This window comes from Acetobacter vaccinii, assembly GCF_008365315.1.
GTDB lineage: Bacteria > Pseudomonadota > Alphaproteobacteria > Acetobacterales > Acetobacteraceae > Acetobacter > Acetobacter vaccinii.
In genome coordinates this window covers 1306917-1331747 of sequence record NZ_CP043506.1, presented here as the reverse complement: position 1 = coordinate 1331747, position 24831 = coordinate 1306917, and the positions used below count along the sequence as shown (strand labels likewise).

Annotated in this window: 21 protein-coding genes and 1 other RNA gene; 9 read left to right on the top strand and 13 right to left on the bottom strand. The window is 63.6% G+C overall.

The genetic code is table 11. The features are described 5' to 3' along the window. Positions 1 to 8: 8 nt before the first annotated feature. The 3 genes from FLP30_RS05915 to FLP30_RS05905 all read right to left on the bottom strand — a co-directional run bounded on the left by FLP30_RS05915 (position 9) and on the right by FLP30_RS05905 (position 3884). Positions 9 to 1079 (bottom strand): FUSC family protein, encoded by a 1071-nt coding sequence (locus FLP30_RS05915; RefSeq protein WP_246856611.1) that lies wholly within the window; start codon positions 1077 to 1079, stop codon positions 9 to 11. A gap of 2 nt (positions 1080 to 1081) precedes the next feature. Next, complete coding sequence (locus tag FLP30_RS05910; RefSeq protein ID WP_149278996.1) at positions 1082 to 2635, bottom strand: DegQ family serine endoprotease; 1554 nt, start codon at positions 2633 to 2635, stop codon at positions 1082 to 1084. Between the two features lie 85 nt (positions 2636 to 2720). After that, on the bottom strand, positions 2721 to 3884 hold the full coding sequence (locus tag FLP30_RS05905) for an OpgC family protein (RefSeq protein ID WP_168200119.1): 1164 nt from the start codon (positions 3882 to 3884) through the stop codon (positions 2721 to 2723). Positions 3885 to 4286: 402 nt separating this feature from the next. On the opposite strand from FLP30_RS05905, the gene FLP30_RS05900 reads away from it, so the two are divergent. Then, a complete protein-coding gene (locus tag FLP30_RS05900) occupies positions 4287 to 5342 on the top strand; it encodes an Mrp/NBP35 family ATP-binding protein (protein ID WP_246856627.1) in 1056 nt (351 codons plus the stop codon). Between the two features lie 25 nt (positions 5343 to 5367). Here FLP30_RS05900 and FLP30_RS05895 read toward each other — a convergent pair whose 3' ends face one another. Together FLP30_RS05895 and thyX are read right to left on the bottom strand one after the other, a co-directional pair. After that, on the bottom strand, positions 5368 to 5673 hold the full coding sequence (locus tag FLP30_RS05895; RefSeq protein WP_246856609.1) for a hypothetical protein: 306 nt from the start codon (positions 5671 to 5673) through the stop codon (positions 5368 to 5370). Positions 5674 to 5869: 196 nt separating this feature from the next. After that, positions 5870 to 6784 (bottom strand): FAD-dependent thymidylate synthase, encoded by a 915-nt coding sequence (thyX, locus tag FLP30_RS05890; RefSeq protein WP_149280247.1) that lies wholly within the window; start codon positions 6782 to 6784, stop codon positions 5870 to 5872. A 101-nt stretch (positions 6785 to 6885) separates the two neighbouring features. Between thyX and ssrA the strand changes: the two genes are divergently transcribed. From ssrA to FLP30_RS05870, 4 genes are all read left to right on the top strand, one after another. After that, positions 6886 to 7210: a transfer-messenger RNA gene (ssrA, locus tag FLP30_RS05885) on the top strand. Between the two features lie 131 nt (positions 7211 to 7341). Continuing rightward, positions 7342 to 7869 (top strand): SspB family protein, encoded by a 528-nt coding sequence (locus FLP30_RS05880; protein WP_149278994.1) that lies wholly within the window; start codon positions 7342 to 7344, stop codon positions 7867 to 7869. Positions 7870 to 7910: 41 nt separating this feature from the next. Beyond that, positions 7911 to 9563, top strand: coding sequence for a fumarate hydratase (locus FLP30_RS05875; protein ID WP_149278993.1), 1653 nt, complete (start codon positions 7911 to 7913; stop codon positions 9561 to 9563). A gap of 73 nt (positions 9564 to 9636) precedes the next feature. Further along, a complete protein-coding gene (locus tag FLP30_RS05870) occupies positions 9637 to 10029 on the top strand; it encodes a VOC family protein (protein ID WP_149278992.1) in 393 nt (130 codons plus the stop codon). A gap of 89 nt (positions 10030 to 10118) precedes the next feature. Here FLP30_RS05870 and FLP30_RS05865 read toward each other — a convergent pair whose 3' ends face one another. From FLP30_RS05865 to alr, 3 genes are all read right to left on the bottom strand, one after another. Next, positions 10119 to 11720, bottom strand: coding sequence for a glucoamylase family protein (locus FLP30_RS05865; RefSeq protein ID WP_246856608.1), 1602 nt, complete (start codon positions 11718 to 11720; stop codon positions 10119 to 10121). 147 nt (positions 11721 to 11867) lie between these two features. Next, complete coding sequence (locus FLP30_RS05860) at positions 11868 to 13124, bottom strand: D-amino acid dehydrogenase (protein ID WP_149278991.1); 1257 nt, start codon at positions 13122 to 13124, stop codon at positions 11868 to 11870. Positions 13125 to 13313: 189 nt separating this feature from the next. Next, a complete protein-coding gene (gene alr, locus FLP30_RS05855) occupies positions 13314 to 14468 on the bottom strand; it encodes an alanine racemase (protein ID WP_149278990.1) in 1155 nt (384 codons plus the stop codon). 139 nt (positions 14469 to 14607) lie between these two features. Between alr and FLP30_RS05850 the strand changes: the two genes are divergently transcribed. Then, a complete protein-coding gene (locus FLP30_RS05850) occupies positions 14608 to 15075 on the top strand; it encodes an Lrp/AsnC family transcriptional regulator (RefSeq protein WP_149278989.1) in 468 nt (155 codons plus the stop codon). A 110-nt stretch (positions 15076 to 15185) separates the two neighbouring features. Here the strand turns inward: FLP30_RS05850 and hemA are convergent, their stop codons facing one another. Continuing rightward, a complete protein-coding gene (hemA, locus tag FLP30_RS05845; protein WP_149280245.1) occupies positions 15186 to 16493 on the bottom strand; it encodes a 5-aminolevulinate synthase in 1308 nt (435 codons plus the stop codon). A gap of 72 nt (positions 16494 to 16565) precedes the next feature. Beyond that, positions 16566 to 17066 (bottom strand): hypothetical protein, encoded by a 501-nt coding sequence (locus FLP30_RS05840; RefSeq protein WP_149278988.1) that lies wholly within the window; start codon positions 17064 to 17066, stop codon positions 16566 to 16568. Between the two features lie 392 nt (positions 17067 to 17458). On the opposite strand from FLP30_RS05840, the gene FLP30_RS05835 reads away from it, so the two are divergent. From FLP30_RS05835 to FLP30_RS05825, 3 genes are read left to right on the top strand one after another with little or no spacing between them, the layout of a single operon-like run. Continuing rightward, on the top strand, positions 17459 to 19345 hold the full coding sequence (locus tag FLP30_RS05835) for a transketolase-like TK C-terminal-containing protein (protein ID WP_149278987.1): 1887 nt from the start codon (positions 17459 to 17461) through the stop codon (positions 19343 to 19345). 60 nt (positions 19346 to 19405) lie between these two features. Continuing rightward, a complete protein-coding gene (gene gap / locus FLP30_RS05830; protein ID WP_149278986.1) occupies positions 19406 to 20428 on the top strand; it encodes a type I glyceraldehyde-3-phosphate dehydrogenase in 1023 nt (340 codons plus the stop codon). Continuing rightward, complete coding sequence (locus FLP30_RS05825) at positions 20428 to 21654, top strand: phosphoglycerate kinase (RefSeq protein WP_149278985.1); 1227 nt, start codon at positions 20428 to 20430, stop codon at positions 21652 to 21654. Before gap ends, FLP30_RS05825 begins: the two co-directional genes overlap by 1 nt. A gap of 64 nt (positions 21655 to 21718) precedes the next feature. Here FLP30_RS05825 and FLP30_RS05820 read toward each other — a convergent pair whose 3' ends face one another. The 3 genes from FLP30_RS05820 to FLP30_RS05810 all read right to left on the bottom strand — a co-directional run bounded on the left by FLP30_RS05820 (position 21719) and on the right by FLP30_RS05810 (position 24824). Further along, on the bottom strand, positions 21719 to 22645 hold the full coding sequence (locus tag FLP30_RS05820; RefSeq protein ID WP_149278984.1) for a DMT family transporter: 927 nt from the start codon (positions 22643 to 22645) through the stop codon (positions 21719 to 21721). Between the two features lie 8 nt (positions 22646 to 22653). Then, positions 22654 to 23316: a tyrosine-protein phosphatase gene (locus FLP30_RS05815; RefSeq protein ID WP_149278983.1), complete on the bottom strand. Its 663-nt coding sequence runs from the start codon at positions 23314 to 23316 to the stop codon at positions 22654 to 22656. Positions 23317 to 23537: 221 nt separating this feature from the next. Then, positions 23538 to 24824, bottom strand: coding sequence for a glycosyltransferase family 4 protein (locus FLP30_RS05810; RefSeq protein ID WP_149278982.1), 1287 nt, complete (start codon positions 24822 to 24824; stop codon positions 23538 to 23540). Between the last annotated feature and the right edge of the window lie 7 nt (positions 24825 to 24831).

The following is a 24831-nucleotide window of genomic DNA, read 5'->3' as shown; positions in this document are numbered from 1 at the left end:
ACAGGGTCTCAGCCCGGCCTGTCCGTATCATCATCACCCAGAAACTGGATAAGCTGGCGCAGGTCTGTCAGCAAAATGCTGACAACAAAGCGGATAATGGGGTCTTCCGCCTCGCCTGTGGGCAGGGCGGCAATCACGCCCGCCGCAACACGCCTGTCGTCCCCCGTGCGGGCGACGGCCTCGCTTTCACAACGGGCGATCAGCCACTGGAACCCACGCATGATACCCGCTTGCAGGACCGTCGCATCATGGGGGTTCAGCGCGGCGGCACGTTCAGGCAGGGTCAGCATGGCGCGCGCCATAACCAGCGCATCCATCTGCAACTGGCGTATGCCCTGGGGCAGGCGGGCCAGCATGGGGTCGCGCTCCTCCAGCGGTCGCCAGTGCTCGCGCCGGGCTTCTTCCAGAGCGGCCTGCACCTTGCGTAGGGTGGCCGCGCACTCGTCATTCTTGTCCTGAATGACCGACCACGCCACATCTCCAGCCCGGGCGGCCTGCAACATGTCCACAATCTGGCGGATTGTCTGCGCCGCGTTGCGGAAGGCATCGCGCCGGGCCTGTTCGTGCAGCACCACATACGTCACGATCGTGGACGACGCCACACCGATCAGAATGGCAATGACACGCTCCACCGGCCGCAGATACGGGTCGTTATCAGAGGGGAACAGGATGGCGACCATCAACGTCACCACCCCCAGGCGCGCTTCGGGCTTGCGCGACACCAGCACCGCCAGCGGCACAAACGCCAGCGTAAACGCAGCCCAGACCGGCCAGTGCATGAACATCATCAGCGTAATGGGCACAATGCTGACGGTCGCCCCGATCAGCGTCCCCACCAACTGGTCACGCCCCTTGGAGATCGTGTCCGTTATGCTGTTCTGCACCACGATGACAGAGGTAATCAGCGCCCAGCCGGGTTCCTGCAGGCGGGTCAGCCGGGCAACACCTGCGGCCAGAGCCACGGCACTGAGCATACGCGCGGTCTGGCACACCGCAGGCTGTGCCCGCCAGCGTGCCAGATGATGCACAACCGCCTGCCACCGCCACACCCAATGCCTGACCACCGCCGGGAACTGCACCTTCAGGGCTTGTCCTCCCCAGTCAGCGGCAGGGGTACCCAGCGCATGCCGTCCGTGTCATGCACCAGCAGCAGGATGGAGCGCTTCTTTTCCTTACGGGCGGCTTCCATACGCTGCTTCAGGGCCGACGGGTTGGTGACTTCGGCCTGCTGGACCTCGGTAATCACATCGCCTTCCTTCAGGCCACGTTCGGCGGCAATGCCGTCATCACGCACCGAGCGCACCAGCACACCCTTCTGCCCCGCGGGCAGGCCATATTTCTGGCGGGCCTGCGCGTCCAGCGGGCCTACGGAAAAACCAAAGTCCTCAAAGCTGACAGCAGCAGGCTGCTTGTGCTCGGGGGCGGGTTTGGCGGCGGCTTCCTCAGCCTCTTCGGGCAGGGCACCCACGGTCACGGGCTGGTCCAGCGTTTTGCCATGCCGCCACAGGCCCAGATGGGCCACGCTGCCTACCGGCAACTGGGCCGACAGGCGGGGCAGCGCCTTGCCTTCGATCGGCTTGCCGTTGAGCGTCTGCACCACATCGCCGGTATGCAGGCCACCCTTGTCTGCCGGGCCGCCTTTTTCTACCCCGGCCACCAGCGCACCCCGGGCGGGGGACAGGCCAAGCCCGTCAGCAATGTCCTGTGTCACGTTCTGGATACGCACACCCAGCCACCCGCGCGACACCTTGCCGTTCTTGCGCAGTTGCTCAACCACGCTACGGGCCTCGTTGGAGGGAATGGAAAAACCAATCCCGACCGAGCCGCCGGATGGGGAATAAATGGCCGTATTCACCCCAATGACCGCGCCATCCATGTCAAACAGCGGGCCGCCGGAATTGCCTTTGTTGATGGGCGCATCGGTCTGGATGAAATCATCATACGGCCCCTGCTCGATATTACGCCCGCGCGAGGAGATGATCCCTGCCGTCACCGTGCCCGACAGGCCAAACGGGTTGCCAATGGCCAGCACCCAGTCGCCCACGCGGTGGCGGTCGCTGTCACCGAACGAGACAAAAGGCAGCGGCTTTTTGCTGTCCACCTTCAGGAGCGCCAGATCGGTGCGGTCATCATGCCCGATGGGGCGCGCGGTCAGCACCGTATTGTCCTGCAAGGTCACCGTTACCTTATCGGCATGGCGGATGACATGGTTGTTGGTCACGATATAACCCGCCGGGTCGATGATAAAGCCCGAGCCTAGAGCCTGCATCCTGCGGGGCGGGGCGTTGGGGTCGGTCTGGCGGTTCATAAAATCGTGAAAGAACTTCTCGAACGGTGACCCGTGCGGGAAGTCGGGCATCTGGGGCTGCTGGTCGTCCTCGTCATCCTCATCATCCCCGTTGCCGTGTACGGTCTGGGTGGTGGAGACATTGACAACCGCAGGCAGCAGGCGCGCGGCAAGGTCGGCAAAGCTTTCCGGCACAGGGCGGGGGGCCACCACGGCAGGCGCTGGGGTGGCCGGTGCCGCGGGAGCTGGCAGAGCTGGGGTTTCAGCCCATGCGGGCACGCCCACACCTGCTCCCAGCAAGACACCGGAAAGGGAAACAATGTGCAACAGGCGGGCGGACAGGGGCATGGACAGGTGAACTTTCTGTCTGGAAATGGAAGGAGTAAACACAACGGGGCAAAACGTTAGGCCATTCCATCCACAGGCGGCAAGATCAGGCCGCCCTGGCACGTGCCCGTGCACGGGTGCGCCGGGCGTCCAGCCCATGCGCCAGCGTGATCAGAAACGCCAGCCCCACCACATTGACCGCAACCTGCAGGGGCCAGCCCTCCCCGAACGTGCTGAACAGCAGCCGCGCCAGCAGGTCCAGCACCGTGCCCACCACAAACACTTCCAGCGAGTGGCGGCCAACGCAGGCCAGCACCTGCCCCGCGCGCGCATGTGCCGACCAGCGCCGCGCCCAGGCCGAGGACTGCACAAGGTAAAAAATGGCCAGCACATCCAAAAGCCGCACGGGGGACAGCCATGTCTTGGACGGGGCCAGGGAATCCCCCAAGGGCCGCAGGTCAGGCAGGCCCCACAGACCCCATGGAAACGCCTGAAACGCCGAAAACACCAGATACGACCAGCACAGCCCCGACAGCCAGCGCAGACGGGGGAAGTCCGAGCCCCTGCGCTCGGCCTCGGCCGAGGCCGTCATGCCCAGCACAAACAGGAACTGCCAGGCCAGCGGGTTGAAATACCAGCCATCGGGGTCCAGCCAGTTGGGAAAATTGAGTTCCGGGTCCAGGTTGATCAGCAGCCACAACCCGCCTGACAGCGCCAGCGCGAGGGAACGGTGCAACCGCATGAGCACACAGATCAGCGGCAGCGCCGCCAGCAGCACAATATAAAGTGGCAGGATATTGAGGTTACTGGGCAGGGCGTCAAACATGAGCACACGCCACACCCAGTCCGTACCATGGGCCAGTTCCGGCTCCAGATAATCCACCGAGACCGGGGTAAAATAGCGCCAGACCCGCACCAGCAGCACATAGCTGACAACCATGATAAACTGGCCGACGTAAAGCTGCACACAGCGCCGCCCCAGCCGCCGCAGCGTGGTGGGCACACCGTATTTTTTAAACCCCCGGCCATATGCCAGCCACGAGGCATAGCCCGCCAGCAGCACAAACACCTCGGCCGCGTCAGCAAAACCGATATTGCGCATGGTAAAACGGTTGAGCAGGTTTTGTGGAATATGGTCCACAAACATCATCAGCAGGGCCAGACCGCGCAGGGCATCTATTCGGTGGTCCCGCCCTGTGCCTGCAACCGCCTGCCCTGCCCGTGCGGGCTGCTCATGCGGTGTGCCCTGCCCTGCCAGCGGTTCCTTCATGCCCAGCCTGTCCACCTGCTGCATACGCCTGCCCACCCCCATGGCCCGATGCAGCATTGTGCCACATGGCCCGCCATCATGCCCACACCCGGCTGCCCATCTACCCATCCTGCCCGATCTGTGCCAGAAAAAATGCAGCAAAGGTCTGACGGGCCTGCCTGATCGGGGCAGCCTGCGACCTACCCCGCCTGGGGGTGGCCATGCCAGCACCAGCGCCCCTGCCCGCACAGCAGCACACCGCCTGCCAGACACAGGCAGGCATGACATACGCCAGCCCTGCCCCTTTCGCCCCTGTCCACCAGTGTGCGAAAGACAGGGCTTATGCCCTTCAGGAACTACAGGACCAGACCATTGGCGCAGAACGCTCCCTTCCCCACCGACGAGATCACCCGGCTGCTGGACATGGCGCGAGACCCCGCCACCGGCCTTTCCCTTGCTGCCGAAGGGCAGGTGCAAAGCTGTAGCCTGGACAACGGGCGGCTCCTGCTGACCCTGGCCATCCCGCGCGACAAGGCCGAGGCTCTCTCCGCCCTGTGCCCCGCTGCCAGCCGCCAGTTGGAAACCCTACCCGGTGTTACGGTAGCCACCATCATGCTGACAGCCCACCGCCCCGCAGGGGCCCCCAAACAGGCGGCACAACCCCAGGGCCACCGCCCGCTGGGCGGCACCGCCCCGACCGAAGGCCCGCTGCTGCCCGGTGTTAAAGCCGTTATTGCCGTGGCATCTGGCAAGGGCGGGGTGGGTAAATCCACCACGGCTGTCAACCTTGCGGTCGGGCTGGGCATGGAAGGGCTGAAAGTGGGCCTGCTGGATGCTGACATCCACGGCCCCAGCCTGCACCGTATGCTGGGCATGCAGGGCAAGCCCGAAGTTGTGGACGGCAGGCTGCAACCCGTGCAGGCGTGGGGGATTACCGCCATGTCGCTGGGGATGCTGGTTGATGAAAAAGCCGCCATGATCTGGCGCGGCCCCATGGTGATGGGGGCCGTCAACCAGCTTCTGGGCGATGTGGACTGGGGCACGCCCGACGTGCTGGTGGTGGACCTGCCCCCCGGCACGGGCGATGTGCAGCTATCGCTTATTCAAAAAACCAGTCTGGCAGGGGCGGTCATTGTCTCCACCCCGCAGGACATTGCCCTGATCGATGCCCGCCGGGCGGTCAGCATGTTTGAGAAAGTGCATGTGCCCGTTCTGGGGCTGATCGAAAACATGTCGTATTTCTGCTGCCCCAACTGCGGCCACACGACCGAACTGTTCGGCCACGGCGGCGCACGGCAGGAAGCCGAAGCCATGGATGTGCCTTTTCTGGGCGAAGTACCGCTGCTGGCCGACATCCGCGCCAGCGGGGACAGCGGGGTGCCTGTGGTTATTGGCGCACCCGACAGCGAGGGCGGGCGGGCCTGGCGGAAAATTGCCCACACGCTGGCCAGAAGCCTGCGGGCGGGGCGCAAAGCCTGAGCCCACCCACAGGCCGCATCAGCCCTTACCCCTTGGGGTGGGGCTTGCCGCTTCCTTTAAAATAAACGCGGCAGGCGGGGCTGAGCCTGTCCTTTTTGCGCTCCATGCAGCGGGTAATCTTGGCTTCGTTAGGGATGGCAAAGGCGCACAGGCGCACAGCGTCACCCCGGCAGGCCTTGGTCTGGCGCTCGCGCTCTGTTTCGGCATGGGCAGCACCCCCTGCCGCCATGGCCAGCACCAGCGCGGCAGACAGGGCACGCAGGCCCCAAGGGCCGCGCAGCAGGGAACGGGAATGGGCGGGGGTGGGCAAACGCGCTGTTCCGTCAGGCATGGAAGGCGGCTCTCCTTGGCTATGGCGCGGCGACCACGCCCGGCTTCGACTACCTGCCACGTTAGACCATGGATTTGCGCCCGCACCACCTCTGGAGGGTGCATTCGCGATAAAGTCACGCAAATGGCTGTAAAAAATACTCTGCCCCACAGGGCAGGCCCACCCGGCAGACCTGCGCCCGGTGGGCAAAGTCCTGTCAGGCAGACGGGTTAAGGCTTGCCATCATTTCATCCCACTCGCGCTGGCTCAGGCCGGTGCCTTCGCGCACCACGGTCTCACCCGCCAGCATGCGGCGCAGCACCGCCATCATGGAGGCCGAGAACGTAACAGCCCCCCGGCGATATTCCTCAAACGCGGCGGCGGTCTGCGGCACCCAGGCGTGCAGGACTGCCAGCATTTCCTCCGCATAGGCCCGTATTTCGTACTGGGCATGGGGGTCCAGCCGCAGGGCAAGGAAATGCATGAGGTTATGCAGGTCGGTCTTCCAGTACCACTGGGTATAGGTGTTCAGTGTCAGGTTGACGCGCGCCAGTTCCCGCGCAAGGCCAAAGCCTTCGTCCTTGTCCAGCAGGCGCTCGTAATTGCCATAGGTCCGCAGGGCGTCCCCCCGCAGGATGTCCAGCACCTCGCTGGCGGCATCGGGCGGCAGAACGTCACCACGGCCCTGGCGGTTGACCTCGCTCTGGGCGGCCATGTGTTCGGGCGCGGGCAGATAGAACTCACTGTCGAGAATCGAATAGCGGGCCGAATACTCATTCACGCTGGCCATGCGGTGGCGAATCCACTGCCGCGCCACAAAGATCGGCAGTTTCACATGAAACTTGATCTCGCACATTTCAAACGGCGAGGAATGGCGATGCCGCATGAGGTAGCGGATCAGCCCTGCATCCTCCGACACGCGCCGTGTGCCGCGCCCGTAGGACACGCGTGCGGCCTGCACAATGGCGCTGTCGTCGCCCATGTAGTCCACCACACGCAAAAAGCCGTGGTCCAGCACTTCCAACGGCTGGTAGAGCATAGCCTCCAGCGCGGCTACGGTGGGCCGGCGGGTGGAAAAGCTTTCCCGCCCGTGGGCTGCGATTTCGGCGCGTTGGTCTTCGGTCAGGGACATGCGCGTGGCCTCCGGCTTGGTGCAAACGGGTGTCGAGAGCGCGGTCATTAGCAGGCTTTCCCCCCCACGGGAACGGCAACCCACCACGAAAACCACCCACACTGCTTGCATTCGGCCAGGCCACAGCTTATTGTGAGGATGCCGCAGGATTTTCCCGCGGCTATGGCGATAAACGGTGTGTGGAATAGGCGTAGTGGACCCGGGGGCGGTACCCGGCGTCTCCACCAGTATCCGGGTTGCATGACCCGGACCGCAGGGGACGAAACAGGCTCGACACGCGCAGTAAAGACACTTCTTTTGCCCGGCATTGTACCACCGTCATCGGGCTAATTTCACAAGTGCCAATGATAACTCTGAGGTGCTCGCTGTCGCTGCATAAGCGATAAGCGCGGTTCGGGAGGGCACCGGGCAACAGAAGCCCTCCCACCTCATCCCCCGTTTTCCATACCCGCAGGCCATGGCCTGCCCGTGCCATCGCCCCTTCGCGCATGGACAACATTACGGTATGGTTACCCTGAATTTTTTTCAGGACGGACGGACAGCAAGGAGCCCCCCCCATGGCAGACGACCACGATACAACAGGCGGTGATGGCACCTTTGCGCCCGACAGCCTGCTGCCCTACGACCAGTGGCTGGATGAGGCACACCGCAGCATCATGCTCAGTGCGCTCGAATATGTGAGCCACGAGGGGCTTGCGGGCAAGCATCATTTCTATCTGACTTTCCTCACGGACTTCCCCGGCGTGGACATTCCGTCCCGGCTCCGCGCTCAGTATCCGCATGAGATGACCATTGTGCTCCAGCACCAGTTCTGGGACCTGAAGGTTGACCGCGTCGCAGGCATCGTGTCTGTCGGCCTGTCCTTTGGGGGTGTTGGTTCCATACTGGTCATCCCTACCCGGGCCATTACCGGGTTTGCGGACCCTTCCATCCACCTCAACCTGCATTTTGAGGTTGATCTGGAGGAAGACAGCGTAGCCGGGGCAGAAGACGACCAGGCCGATGCGGACGACGCGGCGGGTGATGCCTCTTCCCAGGTGGTCAGCCTTGACGCATTCCGCAGGAAAGGACCATCACCAGCCTGACCTCCCATTCATGGGGCAGGCTTCAGGAGAGTAACAGGACCATGAACAGCCAGCCCCCCCGCCCCCCCGTTCCGGCTTTTGCCTATTCGCCCCTTTTCCCGCTGGGTAAGGACACAACCACCTACCGCAAGCTGGATATTGCCGGTGTCAGCACCTCGGCCTGCGGGGGGCGCACTGTGCTGCATGTCACGCCCGAGGCGCTGACAGAACTGACCGCCCAGGCGTTTCACGAGGTGGCGCATTTCCTGCGCCCCAGCCATCTGGAAAAACTGGCCGCGATCCTCAAGGACCCCGAAGCCTCGGACAATGACCGCTTTGTGGCCCTCGACCTGCTGCAAAACGCCTGCATTGCCGCAGGCGGCGTACTGCCCATGTGCCAGGACACCGGCACCGCCATTGTGTTTGGCAAAAAAGGCCAGCGCGTCTGGGTGGACGGGAACGAGGAAGTCGCCTTCTCCAAAGGTGTGTACGAAACCTATACCCGCACCAGCCTGCGCTATTCGCAAATGGCGCCGCTGACCATGTTCGAGGAAAAGAACACAGGCACCAACCTGCCCGTGCAGTGCGACATCTTTGCCAGCCCCGCCGGGGAGCATGACGAAGAGTTTGACATGATGTTCGTCGCCAAAGGCGGCGGGTCAGCCAACAAGACCTTCCTGTTCCAGGAAACCCGCGCCCTGCTGGGGTCGGAAAAACAGTTGCTGGACTGGCTGGACACCAAAATCCGCACGCTGGGCACCTCCGCCTGCCCGCCGTACCATCTGGCCATTGTCATTGGCGGCATGTCGGCCGAGCAAACGCTCAAGACCGTCAAGCTGGCCTCCACCCACTGGTATGACGCCCTGCCCACCACGGGCGACATGACAGGCCACGCCTTCCGCGATGTCGAGATGGAACGCAAGGTGCTTGAACTCAGCCGCACGCTGGGCATTGGCGCGCAGTTTGGCGGCAAGTATTTCTGCCACGATGTGCGGGTCATCCGCCTGCCGCGCCACGGGGCATCGCTGCCGGTGGGAATCGGGGTGTCCTGCTCGGCCGACCGCCAGATCAAGGCGCGGGTCACGGCGGAAGGGATTTTTCTGGAACAGCTCGAACACGATCCCGCGCGTTTCCTGCCCGAAACCACGGACGAACATCTGGAAGGCGAGGCCGTTAAAATCGACCTCAACCGCCCGATGGACGACATCCGCAAGGAACTGTCCAAATACCCGGTCAAAACCCGCCTGGCCCTGACCGGCACCGTGGTGGTGGCGCGCGACATCGCCCATGCCAAGTTCCGTGAACGGTTGCAGCGGGGCGAAGGCCTGCCGCAGTACCTCAAGGACCATCCCGTCTATTACGCAGGCCCGGCCAAAACCCCCGAAGGCATGCCCACAGGCTCCTTTGGCCCCACCACCGCCGGGCGCATGGATTCCTACGTGGATGAATTGCAGGCCAATGGCGGGTCTTTTGTCATGCTGGCCAAGGGCAACCGCTCCAAAGCCGTGCGCGACGCCTGCCAGAAATACGGTGGCTTCTACCTCGGGTCAGTCGGCGGGCCTGCCGCACGCCTGGCCAAAGACTGCATCCGCAAGGTGGAAGTGCTGGAATACCCCGAACTGGGGATGGAAGCCGTGTGGAAAATCGAAGTGGAAGACTTCCCCGCCTTTATTGTTATTGATGACAAAGGCAACGACTTCTACGCTGAACTGTAACCTCTGCCACCATGTGCAGGGGACTGGCCCTTCCACCCAAGGGGGGCCAGCAGGAGAGGAGCACCGCGATTTCATGCGCTTTACGGTGGATCGTCTGGACCATGTTGTCCTGACTGTCAGAAATCTGGAAGTTTCGGCTTCCTGGTATCAGCGTGTTCTGGGCATGGACCTGGAGGAATACGGGCGCAACAACCGCACCGCCCTGCGCTTTGGGGGGCAGAAGCTGAACCTGCGCCCCTATGATGCCACAGGCTGGGACACAGCCCCCCACGCCCTGCCGGGTGGCAACGACCTGTGCTTTATTACCGCCATTACCAGCACGGATGTGGTGGAACACCTCAAGGCCTGCGGGGTCAGCGTTGTGGAAGGGCCGACGGCGCGGATCGGGGCCATCGGGCCGATTATTTCGGTCTATTGCCACGACCCGGATGAAAACCTGATCGAGATTGCCTCTTACCAGGGGTAAGGCGGTCAGGAGTGGCCCTGCCCGAGCCTGGGGCACTCCAAGAAAATACAGGGTCTGTGGGGTAGCCCCGCAGACCCTGCCTGCCTGTCCTAGCCCTTGTGCCCATCCGCCGCCGGGGCAGCGACAGGCTTGGCCTGCTGGGTGGAGGCAAACCCAAGCCAGCCCCCGCTAAAGCCCGCCCGCAGCAGACCGTGGCGGATAACCTCGTTGCGCTTCATGGTGTTCCACACAAGCTGGGTGCGCCAGTTTTCGATCATCAGCAGGATCGGCCCCTGGTCGATCCCCAGATAGGTGTCATCCACCCAGAAACCATTGGCTCCGGCCGGGCGATAGCTGGGGTTGAACGCATCCACAAAGCCGTATTTGCCGTAAATACGCGCCCCATACCGCTCCTTCATGGTGCGCAGGGCGGGGATAACAATTTCTGGCGCAAAAGCAATGGACCCACCCGCCGCCGTGGGGGCCAGTGTGCCATCATCCTGCGTATAGTCACGCCCCACGCCACGGGCCGAATAACCAAAGAAGCGCCGCTGCTGGCCGTTTTCCACCAAGGTTGTGTCAGCCGGGCCATCACTGGCTGTCAAACCCCAGATATTGGCCCCGTAGTCCTGCCATTTGCCGGGGTTGGCCTCGGCATAGGCCCGCTGGGAATATACGGCGCGGCGGCTGTTCTCAAAGTAATCCAGCCCTTTGCGGCGGTTCCAGTCATCGCGGATGCCATGGAAGTCAATCCAGGCATGGGTGTACTGGTGGCCGAATAGCGGGGCAAAGTTCAGGAACGTCTGCCCGTAGGAATCGCCCCAGCGCTTGTCGTTGGTGGCCAGCCAGGCCTGCCAGGACGCAGGCTCCAGCGCATGGGTGGGTGAGCCCAGACCCAGCACATAGGCCATCATCCCCTCGCTATAGCCTTCCCAGTAGTTGGACAGAAACCCATGTTCGGGCGTCCAGCCCATGCTCAGCCTGTTGTCGGGCCGCAGCATCCAGCGCCAGTCCACACGGTTGAACAGGGCCTGAGCAAGCTGGCGCACCTCGCGCTCCTGCACGGTGTCGCGGTTATAGAAGCTGCGGGTAAACAGCACCCCCTGCATCAGCAGCGCAGTGTCGATACTGGACAGTTCGATATCGTGGTTGAAACGCAACCCCGTGCGGTGGTCGAGGAAATGGTAGAAAAACCCATGATACCCCGCCGCATTGTCAGTCGTGGCATTCTGCGGCAGACGCTGGAGGGTGCGCAGTGTGCGCAGAGTGCGCTCTACCGCCTGGTTACGGGTAATATAGGCGCGCTCCACCCCGATGCCGTAAGCGGTCAGCGCAAAACCGACCGACGCCACGCTGGCCTGTGTCTGGTCGGACGGATACCGGTCGGGCACCAGCCCTGTCACGGGGTCTGCCGAGTCCCAGAACCACTGGAAGGTTCTGTTCTCCAGTTCCGCGATCATGGCCATATCCTGGGGGGAAACACCCGCGCGCTGCCTGCGCATGATCACCGAGTGGAGGCGATGGGGGGTGCCGTCCTGCGCCTGCACGGCTGGCGGACTGGGCTGGGCAGCATGGGCGGGCGGCTGTCCGCCCTCCTGGGCATGCACCCCTTGCGGGACCAGGGACGACACCGCCAGGACACCCGCCAGAACACGCGCACCTGCCCACCCGGTTATGCCGCCAGAACGTAAACCTTTGTAATCCGCTTTCATATGTACTGTTTTACCTGCCTGTTGCCGGGCGGCGCCGCCGCGCATGCGTGGCGCGGCGGGCCAGTGCAGGCATGGTAACACAGGATTAAGGACCATGCCCGCAACCCAGCCTCCAGAATGCCGGGAAGCGACCCCGAAACAGAAGTTTTACATTCCGTAACGGAAGATATTCAGGTCCTCATGCGCAATATCGGGCTTACGGCCGGAGATGATATCGGCCAGCACCCGGCCCGACCCGCACGCCATTGTCCAGCCCAGCGTGCCATGCCCGGTGTTGAGGTACAGGTTCTCAAGCCCGGTACGGCCGATCACGGGTGTGCCATCCGGGGTCATGGGCCGCAGCCCGGTCCAGAACTGGGCCTCGGAAGCCACACAGCTACCGGGGAACAGGTCTGTCACCGAATGTTCCAGCGTTTCCCGCCGGGGTTTGCGCAGCCGCAGGCTAAAGCCCGCAATTTCCGCCGTGCCGCCCACGCGCACCCTGTCACCCAGCCGGGTAATACCGATCTTGAAGGTTTCGTCCATGATGGTGGACACAGGGGCATTGCTTTCCTGTGTGATCGGCGCCGTGAGGGAATAGCCCTTGATGGGATAAACCGGCAGATGAATACCCAGCGGCCGCAGCAACGCGGGGGAATAGCTGCCCAGTGCCAGCACGTAGCTGTCGGCGGTCAGCAGCCCGCGTGATGTTTCCACCCCGATGACACGCCCGCCATCAGCCCGCACCCGCCGGATGGACGTGTCGTACTGAAAAGTCACACCCGCGGCCTGCGCCATGCCCGCCAGAGTCTGGGTGAACTTGAAGGCATCGCCCGTTTCATCACCCGGCAGGCGCAGCCCGCCCACAAGTTTATGGCGGGCGGATTCAAGCCCCGGCTCGGCACGGATACAGCCTGCCGTATCCAGCACCTCATACGGCACGTTGTAGCGGCGCAGCACGGCAATATCGCCCGAGATGGCGTCAAGCTGCTTCTGGGTGCGGAACACCTGCAACGTGCCGCGCTGGCGGTCATCGTAGCTTATGCCCGTTTCATCCCGCAGGGCGCACATGACATCGCGGCTGTATTCCGCCAGGCGCACCATACGGCCCTTGTTGCGGTCATAGGCGGCGGATGTGCAGTTTTCGAGCATCTGCACCAGCCAGCGCCACAGATGCGGGTCCGGCATGGGCCAGAACACAAAGGGGCGGTATTTCATCAACAGCCAGTGCGCGCATTTGACCGGCACGCCCGGCCCGGCCCACGGGGCGGAATATCCGGGCGAAACCTGACCCGCATTGGCAAAGCTGGTTTCCATGCCCGCGGCAGGCTGGCGGTCCACCACCGTGACCTCATGCCCGGCCTGAGCCAGGTACCAGGCGGACGTCACACCCACAACACCGCTACCAAGAACAAGAATCTTCATGTCTGCGTTCTTTCCGTGTGAAATGTACACTCAGGGGCTGTTACAAAAACCTGTTGCAGCAGACCGGGCACCAGCAGCCTGAAGGCGAAAACGCGCCCCAACCCCAAAAGCACCGGGGCGGGCAGGCAACGCTCTCAGGCACACACGCCGATGGACGCCCAACCTTATGGCAATTTCTGTAACAGACAGTCAGGAACCGGGATGGGCCACGCCCGCCGTGTCATAGACACGGTGATAACGCCGCCCGAGTGATGTCAGCACCTCGTAACCAATGGTGCCTTCCGCCTGGGCCACGGCATCCACGCCATGGGTGGCATCCAGCAGGTCCACCATGCCATCGGCCTCCAGCTCACCAGCGGGAAGGTCGGTGATGTCCACTGTCATGGAATCCATCGAAATCCGCCCCACCACCGGCAGGCGGCGGCCTTTAAACCAGGCACACCCCAGCGCTGCCCCCTGGCGGGCAAACCCGTCAGCATAACCAACACCGATCGTGGCCACCCGGCACGGGCCTGGGGCTTGCCATGTCAGCCCATAGCCAACCCTGTCGCCCGCACGCAGTTGGCGGGTCTGCAAGACATGGGCCTGCAGGCGCACCACGGCCTCCAGCGGGTTGGCCTGCCCGGTCTGCGGGGCCACGCCATACAGGGCTGCCCCCGGCCGCACGAGGTTGAAGTGATAGTCCGGCCCCAAAAACACGCCAGACGAGGCCGCAAGGCTCAACGGCGCAGGCGGCAGCAGGGCGGCATAGGCACGCAGTCGGGCCGCCTGCATGGCATTGGCGGGGTCTTGCGGGTTATCCGCGCAGGCTAGATGGCTCATGATCAGGCTGAGGGACAGGCCATCAAACGCACTCGGGTCGTTGGCCAGGGTGTGAATGTCTGCCTCTGACAGGCCAAAGCGCGACATGCCCGTGTCCAGTTGCAGCACCGCATCCACCACCGTGCCGCGCTGCCGGGCTACGGCCTGCACCCAGCCGATCTGTTCCAGACTGTTCAGCACCGGTCGCAGCCCGTTGGCCAGGCAGGCTTCCACCGCATCGGGGCGGGGGCCGTGCAGCACCGTAATGCGCGCCTGTGGGGACACGTACGGCCGCAGGGCCAGCCCTTCATCCACATGGGCAACAAAGAATTCGCGCGCGCCGGCCTGCTCCAGCACCGGGGCGACCTGAGCGGCCCCAAGCCCGTAGGCATCGGCCTTGACCACAGCGGCACACGCAGCCCCCTGCGCCAGACCTGCCACGTGCCCATAGTTACGGACCAGCGCCGCAAGATCGACCCGCAAGACAGCCCCTGCACGGGTGGCGGGCCAGGAAGCACTACACGGTGGAGGAGGCTGGGTCACGGCTGTTTGTCCGCTATTGTTTCACAAGCGAAAGTTTACCATCAGAGCTGATGGAAAATCCCGCCAATACGTTGCAGATCATGCCATTTTCTGTTTATTTTCGCAGATTATTGCAATTTTTATCCAAAAAAGACAGATCATGTCAGATCGTATCACACAGGCCATTTTACGCCACCTGCGCCACGACGGACGACTGAGCAACGCCGACCTGGCCGAGCGGATCGGGCTTTCGCCCTCGACCTGCCTGCGCCGTGTCCGCAAACTGGAGGAAGAAGGCGTTATCCGGGGGTATCAGGCCATTGTCGCCCGCCCCGCCGCCACCCCGATGGCAACCGTGATTGTGCAGATCACGCTTGAACGCCAGACAGAGGAATGTCAGCGCCGGTTTGAAAGCCGTATTCGGGAATGTCCTGATGTGCGCGAATGTTACCTGATGACAGGGGACGCCGACTACCTGCTGCGGGTAGAAGCCCGCGACATGCAGGATTACGAGCGGATTCATAAGGAAGAACTGTCGCGTATGCCCGGTGTCGTGCGCATACAGAGCAACTTTGCCATCCGCCCCGTTGTGCAGCAGGACCGCGGCAACGCCCTGTCTGTGGGGTGACTGCGCCAGCACGGTCACCCGGTCTGGCGGTTCAAACTGGCGTAATGGCCCGGTGCCTGTGGCTTTTAACGCCACCGCACCGGGCCACAGACTGCCAGACCTTGGCCCTGTCAGGCCAGTTGCTGCGCGACCTCACGCGTGGGCATAAGCCCTTCCGCCCGCAGCAGGGTGGCCAGAGCGCGCACCATGTCGTCCATCATCTCATCCGTGTGGAAGGGGCCGGGGGTCAGGCGCAGGCGCTCGGTCCCTTCAGGCACGGTGGGGTAGTTGATGGGGGTTGCATAATGCCCGAACTCGTTCAGCAGGCGGCGGCTGATACGCTTGCAGCGTTCGGCATCCCCCACGGGAATGGGCACAATGTGGCTGTCCGTCATGGTAAACGGCACACCCGCCGCCCGCAGCCGCTGGCGGAAGGTGGCAACCCGTTCAAACAATGCCTCACGCCGCCAGTTCTCGGCACGCACCTTGCGCACACTCACCAGCGCCGCCCCGACCACCGACGGCGGCAGCGAAGTGGTAAAGATAAAGCCCGACGCCGTGGAGCGCAGGAAGTCAATAATCTCCGCCGAGGCCGTCACGTAACCGCCATGCACACCAAAGCCCTTGGCCAGCGTGCCTTCGATAATATCCACCTGGTCGGCCACGCCATCACGCTGTGACACGCCGCCACCTTCCTGCCCGTACAGGCCCACGGCATGGACCTCGTCCAGATAGGTCAGCGCCCCGTATTTGCGGGCAAGCGCGCAGATGGCCCCGATGTCCGAGACATCCCCATCCATGGAATACACGCTCTCAAACGCAATCATCTTGGGGGCATCGACCGGGGCGGCCGCCAGCTTGGCCTCAAGATCAGCCAGATCATTATGCTCAAAAATGACCGTGCTGGACCCCTTGGCCCCCTTGATGCCCGCAATCATGGAGGCGTGGTTGAGCCTGTCGGAAAAACAGATCCACCCCGGCATGGAGGACAGAATGGTTTGCAGGCTGGCCTGGTTGGACACATAGCCCGAAATAAACAGCAGTCCTGCTTCCTTACCATGCAGGGCGGCCAGTTCGGCCTCCAGCCGGGCGTGCAGCGGGCTGTGGCCTGCAATATTGCGTGTGCCCCCGGCCCCGGCCCCATGGTCGCGGATGGCGGCTATGGCCGCATCCTGCACTTCGGGCACAACCCCCATGCCCAGATAGTCATTGGTGGACCAGACTATGACCTCACGCCCTTCGGGCAGGCCGGGGTATTCTTCCTCGTATAAAGGAAACCGCTCGGCCTGGCGCGCAAGTGGGGTAAATGTCCGGTAACGCCCCTGCTGCCTGATACGGTCGAGCGTGTCTTCACAATGCTCGTAGAAAGGATGGCGTGCGTTCTTGATCGCTCCCACGCTAGGTCTCTCCTCGCTCCCTGTCAGAACCGGTCGGGGCATGGCGTTACCCGTCGGCCGTCTGGCCTGTCGTGTCGTTGTCATCGTTTTGTGTTTTGACGTCCGTAACCGTCCCTAACGCACATACACCCGCACGACCGGCGCCGTCACGGTCGAATCCGGCATGGCCGACATTTCCACCTGCGTTTCGGGCGCACCGGCGTTGATGATCGCCTGCATGACCGCCCGGCCATCACCCTGCACCAGCCGCACAAGGGCGGCCTGCTCGGTGTCCACATCCGTCCCCTGGGGCACCAGACATTTGACAACAAACAGCACGCCGGGCTTGCGCGCCAGTGCCAGGTGCACCACCCGGTCCACCGGCCCCTGCCACTGGGCCTGGGGGGTGCCTGCCACCAGCGTGACCAGCGGTGGCACCGGCGGCGGGCCGGGCGGTGCCGGGGGGGGCGGGGGAATATAGGGCTGGGGTGCTTTGCCCGCGTTGGCGTCAAACGTCCGCTGGTCTACCAGCTTGCAGCCCGTAACCGCCACCAGCAGGCAGGCCGACAGGCCAACACGCAGGGATGGCCCCCCCTGCATGACACGCCCCCCAAGGGCACGAAAGACAGACAGCATCGGCAGGCAATTCCTTACAGTCAGGCGTGGAGAACCGGGCCACGCGGGCACGCACCCTTTTTCTCTCTTTCGCGCTCCCGGCCCGTGCATGCAAGCCCCGTCAGACCAGCCCTGCCATGACAAAACGTTACGCACACGGCCCATCAGCCCCACACCCCTTGCCTGTAGGCACCGCCCTCTGGTTTAACGTGTCCCTTCCCCCAGCCCGACTGCCCACGGGTTCACAACACGGCATGACACACCGCACAGGCTACTTTTTGGCCAGTGCCCTGCCCCACTGCACTGGCAAGGCGCTGGTAAAACTGTCTGTTCAGCCATAAAAATGCCCTGTCCGCCCTGAATACTACGAGTATTCCCCCACCACAGGCCCGGAGACAGCGCACAGGCAGACCATGGCCGCATTCCCCACCACACCCCCCGCGACCCTGCCCGCCCCGGCCCCGCAGGACAGTCTGATCCTGCGGCTGGACAGTGCAGCGCGGCTGTTTCTGGCCCAGCACCACATGGGCGAGCACGCGCTGCTGCCCGAATTGCAGACACTCTGCCTGCCCGTGGTCACATTATGGAGCCGCCTGCTCCGCTACGACCCTGCCACACCGGACTGGCCCGACCGGGACCGTTTTGTTGTGCCCTCGGCCTCCATGCTGCCGCTGCTGCACGCCATGCTGCACCTGAGCGCGCCCACACCACCCCCGCAGACGCTGGGCTACGGGCAGCACCCGGCGGTGGAAATAGCACCCGGCCCCGCAGGGCAGGGCATTGCCGCAGCTGCGGGCATGGCCCTGGCCGAGCAGGTCATGGCCACCCGGCATGGGCGATCGCTGGTCAACCACCGCACCTGGGTGCTGGCGCGCGACACCGACCTGCAAACCGGTGTTGCGCTGGAGGCCGCCCAGCTTGCAGGGCGTTTTGGGCTGAACCGGCTGGCCGTCCTTGTCAGCCCCGCCCCCACGACAGACCCGGCCGAATTTGCAGATTCTCTCGCCCGCTTCAGCGCATCGGGCTGGAGTGTCCGCAGTGTGGGGGCGGGTAATCTGGCCGCCATTACCACCGCCCTGACAGCCACCCTGCGCGCCAGAAAGCCCACGCTTGTGGCGTTCCTGCCCGAAGACACCCCCCACCCCACAGCCGCCCCACCGGAGGAGGAACTGACAGGCCCATGGAGCCCCACCGCCCGGCGCGGGGCTTCGGTCCGGCGGTCATGGTTGCGGCGGCTGGCCCGCCACAGGGGCCGCTACAGTTTTGAGCGCGAATGTTCAGGCGCGCCCCCGCCCCTGCTGGCCGAGGACTGGCTGCGCCTGTGGCGGCAGACCCTGCAACACCAGCCCACCCATTCCTCCCAACAGGCGGCCATGGCCGGTCTGGCGGCACTGGCAGCCACCCGGCCCGAACTGACCGTGCTGACAGCTACATCCGGCGCACGCTCGGCCCCCGCCCATGCGGACCAGCCCGACTGGCCCTGCGGCCTGCAGGAGCACGGTATGGCGGGCATGCTCAACGGCATGGCCCTGCATGGCGGGCTGCTGCCCTGCGCCGTGGCGGGCATGATTACCATAGACCGCATGCGCGCAGCCCTGCGCATGACCGCACTCATGCGCCGCAAGGTCCTGTACCTGCTCACAGACGACGGGCTGGCCCTAAGCGGCAACGGCGGCGGCTGGCAGCCGGTGGAACAGCTTGCCAGCCTGCGCGCCATGCCCAACCTGGCAGTTTTCCGCCCCGGCTGTGCGGAGGAAACCTTTGCCTGCTGGCAGGCCGCGCTACGCTGGAACGGCCCCGCCCTGCTGGTGCTATGCCCGCATGACACGCCCGACACCCCCACACCGCCCCCCGGCCGGTTTGGCTCGGCCACCCATGGCGGCTACCTGCTGCATGGCGGGCCGCAGCGGCAGGTCACGCTGGTCAGTTCCGGCCCGGAGGTCACCATTGCGCTGGCCGCTGCCCGCGCACTGGAGGAAACAGGCATCCGCACCGCCGTGGCGGCCCTGCCCTGCTGGGAGGTTTTTGCCACCCAGCCCGAGGCCTACCGCACCGCTGTACTGGGCGAAACCGGGCTGCGGGTGGGGATTGAAGCCGCCAGCGGTTTTGGGTGGGAACGCTGGCTTGGACCCAACGGAATTTTCATCGGCATGGATGATTTTGGCGTTTCCGCCCCCGCCAGCGCGGTGTATGAACGCTTTGGCATTACGACCGGGGCAATCTGTAGCAGGGTTATAAACCACCTTGCCGCGTCCGGCGGCAATGAGGCAATACCCGTGCATGCGCCGGTTCTGACCTGACCCCAAGGGCGGGACCCATCTGCAAGCAATAAGAAAATCACGGAACGGAGAAGAGACACCATGGCAGTCAAAATCGCGATTAACGGCTTCGGACGCATCGGCCGCCTTGTTCTGCGTGGCATTATCGAAAGCGGGCGGACGGATGTCGTGCCGGTGGCCATTAACGACCTGGGCAGCGTGGAAGACAACGCCCATCTGCTCAGCTACGACAGCATCCATGGTCGTCTGCCCGCCGATGTGCGCGTTGAAGGCAACAAGCTGATCATTTCCGCCAATGGCCGCACCTGGGACCCGATCACGGTTTCCGCCGAGCGTGACCCCTCCAAGGTGCCTTTCCAGGGCATTGACGTGGCCATGGAATGCACGGGCCTGTTCACCTCCCGCGACAAGGCCGCCCTGCTGCTGGCCGCTGGCGCGCGCAAGGTCATTGTGTCCGCCCCCGCGACCGATGTTGATGCAACCATTGTGTACGGCGTGAACGAATCCGTCCTGACATCGGACATGACGGTCATTTCCAACGCATCGTGCACCACCAACTGCCTGGCCCCGATTGCCAAGGTGCTGGAAGACACGTTCGGCATCGAACGCGGCTACATGGTGACCATCCATTCCTACACCGGTGACCAGCGCACCGTGGACACCCTGCACAAGGACCTGCGCCGCGCCCGCGCCGCCGGGCTGAACATGATCCCGACCTCCACCGGTGCGGCCCGTGCGGTTGGCCTGGTGCTGCCGCAGCTTAAAGGCAAGCTGGATGGCACGGCCATTCGTGTGCCCACGGCCAATGTGTCGGTTGTGTCGCTCGACTTCGTGCCCCGCACCATCCCCGGCAGCGTTGCCGAAGTGAACGACGCCATCAAGGCCGTGGTTGACGCAGGCACCATGAAGAACGCTCTGGCCTATTGCGATGCCCCGCTGGTCAGCTCCGACTTCAACCACGCCATTGCCTCCTCCACCTTCGACGCCACCCAGACCGCGCTGGTCGATGGCGGCAAGCTGGTGCGCGTGTGCTCCTGGTATGACAACGAATGGGGCTTCTCCAACCGTATGTCTGACACGGCTGCCCTGTTCGGAGCGCTGTAATGGCCAACACCCTGCCTTTTGCAACGCTCGACACGCTCGACCCCAAGGGCAAGCGCGTTCTGGTCCGTGTGGACCTGAACGTGCCCATGAAGGACGGGCAGGTCGGTGACCAGACGCGGATCGAGCGGATTGTACCCACAATCCGCGAACTGGCTGACAAGGGGGGCCGTGTGGTCCTGCTCAGCCATTTTGACCGCCCCAAGGGCAAGGTTGTGCCCGACATGTCGCTACAGCCCATTGCCGCGGCACTGGCCACAGCGCTGGGCCGCCCGGTCAACTTCGTGCACGACTGCGTGGGCGAGGAAGCCGAGGCCGCAACCCGGACCCTGAAGGATGGCGAAGTGCTGCTGCTGGAAAACACGCGTTTCCAGCCCGGTGAGGAAACAAACTGCCAGGACATGTCCTCCGCCCTGGCACGTCTGGGTGATGTGTACGTGAACGACGCGTTCTCGGCCGCGCACCGCGCCCATGCCTCCACCGCCGGGGTTGCGGGGCATCTGCCCTCCTTCGGTGGCCGCCTGATGGAAGCCGAACTCCAGGCCCTGTTCGCAGCGCTGGAAAACCCCGAGCGCCCCGTTGGGGCCATTGTGGGTGGCGCCAAGATCTCCACCAAGCTCGAACTGCTGGAGAACATGCTGGCCAAGGTGAACGTGCTGGCCATTGGCGGTGCCATGGCCAACACCTTCCTGGCAGCGCAGGGGCTTTCGGTCGGCAAGTCTCTTAAAGAAGAGGAAATGTTCGACACCGCCCGCAAGATCATGGACCTGGCCAAGTCGCGCAACTGCGACCTGGTGCTGCCCATTGACGTTGTGATCGCGGAAGAACTGATTGCCGGTGCCCCGACACAGGTTGTGCCCGTTACGGCCATTCCCGATGGCTGGATGGCGCTGGATGCCGGGCCGGAAACCGTCGCACTGCTGAACAGCAAGCTGGCGGGGCTGAAAACCCTGGTCTGGAACGGCCCGCTGGGTGTGTTTGAACTGCCGCCTTTTGACAACGGTACAAACACCGTCGCCCAGGAAGCCGCACGCCTGACCAAGGCTGGCACGCTCAAGACCATTGCCGGTGGGGGGGACACTGTCGCCGCCCTGCGCCACGCAGGCGTGCTGCATGACATGACCTATGTCTCGACCGCAGGCGGGGCGTTTCTGGAATGGCTGGAAGGCAAGGTTCTGCCGGGTCTGACAGCCATCAGCGCCACGCTGGAAAGAACTGTGCCGATCTGACCTGCCACCACATACGGTGCAGGCCACAGCCGCCGGGAGCCCTTGGGTTTCCGGCGGTTTTTTATTAGCCCTCGCCGTCTGGCAGGGGCAAAGGTGTGGGGCTGGGGCGGCCATAAAGCTGCATCAGCGCCACACCACCCATCACCACCGCACCACCAAGCAGCGTTGTCAGGCTGGGCACTTCCGCCGTCATAAAAAACGCCAGCACCAGTGTTGTCGGGGCCAGCAGGTATAAAAAGCCTGACGAGGCCGCAACCCCCACACGCCCCACCACCTTGGCCCAGGCGGCATACCCTGCAATGGCGGGCACAAGGCTGAGAATAGCCACCAAAACCCACGGATAAGCGCCCTGCCCGTGCAACTGCCCCATGCCCTGTGGCAGCCACGGCAGCAGCACCAGTGCGCCAGCCAGCAGGTTCCACGCAGTTGTGGGCAACGCGCCGTAGCGCAGGATCAGCGGTTTTTGCAGCAAGTAATACACCGCCGAGCAGACCGCTCCACCCAGCACATAGGTTGCCCCCGACCCAAAGGAAAACCCACCCGGCTGGCCGCTGCCGATCAGCACCACCCCGGCAAAGCTGATGACAGAGCCAACCCAGCCCAGCAGGGTCAGGCTCTCCCCCATGAACAGCACTGCAACAATAGCGGCCAGAAACGGCGCAATGTTGATCAACAGGCTGGCCGCCCCGGCGGACACCGTACGTTCACCCGTGTTCAGCAGGAAGTTGTACAGCGCAATACCCACCCCGCCGCACAGCAGAAAGCGCGGAATATCCGCCCCCTTGGGCAGGGCAGCACGTGTGGCTACAAGCCAGGGCACCAAAAACAGCGCCGCCACCGCATAGCGCACAGCCGCAAGCGGTACGGGGGACAGATAAACTAGGGCAAGCCTGATCAGCGGGTACGCACTGGCCCACGACCCAATGGCAATACACAACGGCAGCAGGGGCACTGTGGGCGGGCCGCCCGCAGGCCTGTTAGGCGCGCTCATATCCGTCCTTACTCCCGCCGCAACACCTGATCGGTCATGAAGGACGCCAGTTTGCCAGCCACAAAATCCTGCTTCAGGCGGACTTCATCATACTCCGTTTCCACCCAGCGCAGAAAAGGCAGCCGCCCTTCCGCCTCGGCCTGATAACGCAGGAAAAACGCGTCCAGAATACCGGTGCGCGATGTATTGAAATGCCCATACCGCCAGGACAACTGCTGTAGGGCCTGCCGGGTGTTACCACCCTCAAACATGACAACAAGTGCCGATGCCAGCCCCGCCCTGTCGGCCCCCGACTTGCAGTGCATGAGCATGGGAAACGCCATGTCCTGATAAAGTCCGGCAAACCGCAAAATACGGTCCCGGTGGGGGGCGCCACGGCTTTCAAACGCCATATCCACATGCACAAGCCCGGCCTGTTCGGCCGCCTGGCGTGACAGGGCATCCGACCCGCAGCGCCTGTGGCCCCGCAGGTTCACCAATGTGCGTAACCCCAACACCCGCGCCGCACGGCGCAGGCGGGCCGGAGTCGGGTGGTTACAGCGATAGACCTTGCCGGGGATGACAGCATGGAAATTGGTCCAGATCAGGCGGAAAATCGCATGGTCCACAAACAGGCTGTCTGTCCATGCCCGCGCCCGACCCGAAAAGGAGGAAAGATGGCCGTCAAACACGCAAGGCCTCCATAGTCTGCTGGCTGGAGAAGTTAAGACCACCCTGACCACCAGCCCGGCTGGCGGCACACCCCCGGCCCAGACGGCGGCCGGAGCGGGCTGTCTTTGCCCGTCATCTTTCACTTCCCGTATGGCACGTCAATGCCAGCGCGCGTGGGGTGGCTAAAAGACGGCCCTGATACAGAGTGTGCGGACGGAGCAGTGACCCTAGCACGCAGGTGTCAGGACAGCACGCGCCGTCGGGGTGCCGCCCGCAGGCGGGCAGGCCGCGCGGCAGGGGCGGCTCTGGCCCCGACAAGCTGGGTGATCAGGGCTTCATACTCCGCCAGATAGGCATGCAGGCACAGTCTACTCTCTGCCTGGGCGCGCACCGCACGGCGCAGGCGGGTAGCCAGCCGCGTGTTGGACAGCAGTTCCAACACCCCCCGCGCAATGGCCTGCGGGTCCAGAAATGGCACAAGCCGCGCCGTGCGTCCGTTGGTCAGAAACTCCTCCACCGGGGCGGTCGCACTGCCCACAATGGCGCAGCCCATGGCCATGGCCTCCCGCAAGGACCAGGACGCCACAAACGGATAGGTCAGATACACATGCACATCAGAGCGCTGGAGCAGGCGCACAAAATCCTCATACGCTACCTTGCCTGCAAAATGGATGCGCGACAGGTCCAGCTTGCCCTCCAGCTCGGCCAGCATGGCCTGCCGCCATGTGCCTGCGGCCAGTGCTGCGCCGTAGCTGACACTGTCGCCCCCCACCAGCACAACCTGAATATCTGCCCGCTCGGCCAGCAGCGGCACCAGTGCGCGCATGAACACATGAAAACCCCGATAAGGCTCCAGGTCCCGCGCCACATAGGTCACAAGCTTCTGCCCCGGCGTAATGTGGATATCCCCCAGCCGGAACACCCGGCCCGCAGCCGCAGGGTCGGGGCGGCACTGGTCCAGGTCCACCCCTTCCCGCAGGACTGAAATTTTATCGGTAAAGCAGGCAGGATACGTGTTTTTCTGAAACAGCGTGGGGGTCTGCCCATGGCCGGGAGCCGCCAGAGCCAGCAGGTTGATGGCGTTTTTGGCCCGGATCAGGGGCGAGAGCTCCTGCCGCAGGGGGAACTCAGGGTCAAAATGAGCGTCAAACCCCGGTGTGCTGTGATAGAAAAATTCAAAATACCCAAGGACAGGAACATCTGGAAAAACGTCCTGAATATTCAGGAGTTCTCCCCACCCATGGTGGCCGATAATAATATCAGGCTCAAAACCCAGACGGCGGATGGTACGGGCCGTCCGCTCAACCTCGGCCGCACGCACCATGCCATGGTCAAGATCGCGCGTGGCCATATGCCCACCGTCAAACGCACAATGCGGAATACGGTAAATGACACGCCGCACACCCTGCACGACATTGGGATTATCCTCGCTGATAAAAACGATCTCATTCCCGCCAGCGCGCACAAGATGTCTTACAATATGGAGATACTGACCGGGAAAATGCTGGTGTATAAAAAGATATTTCAAATTTCCG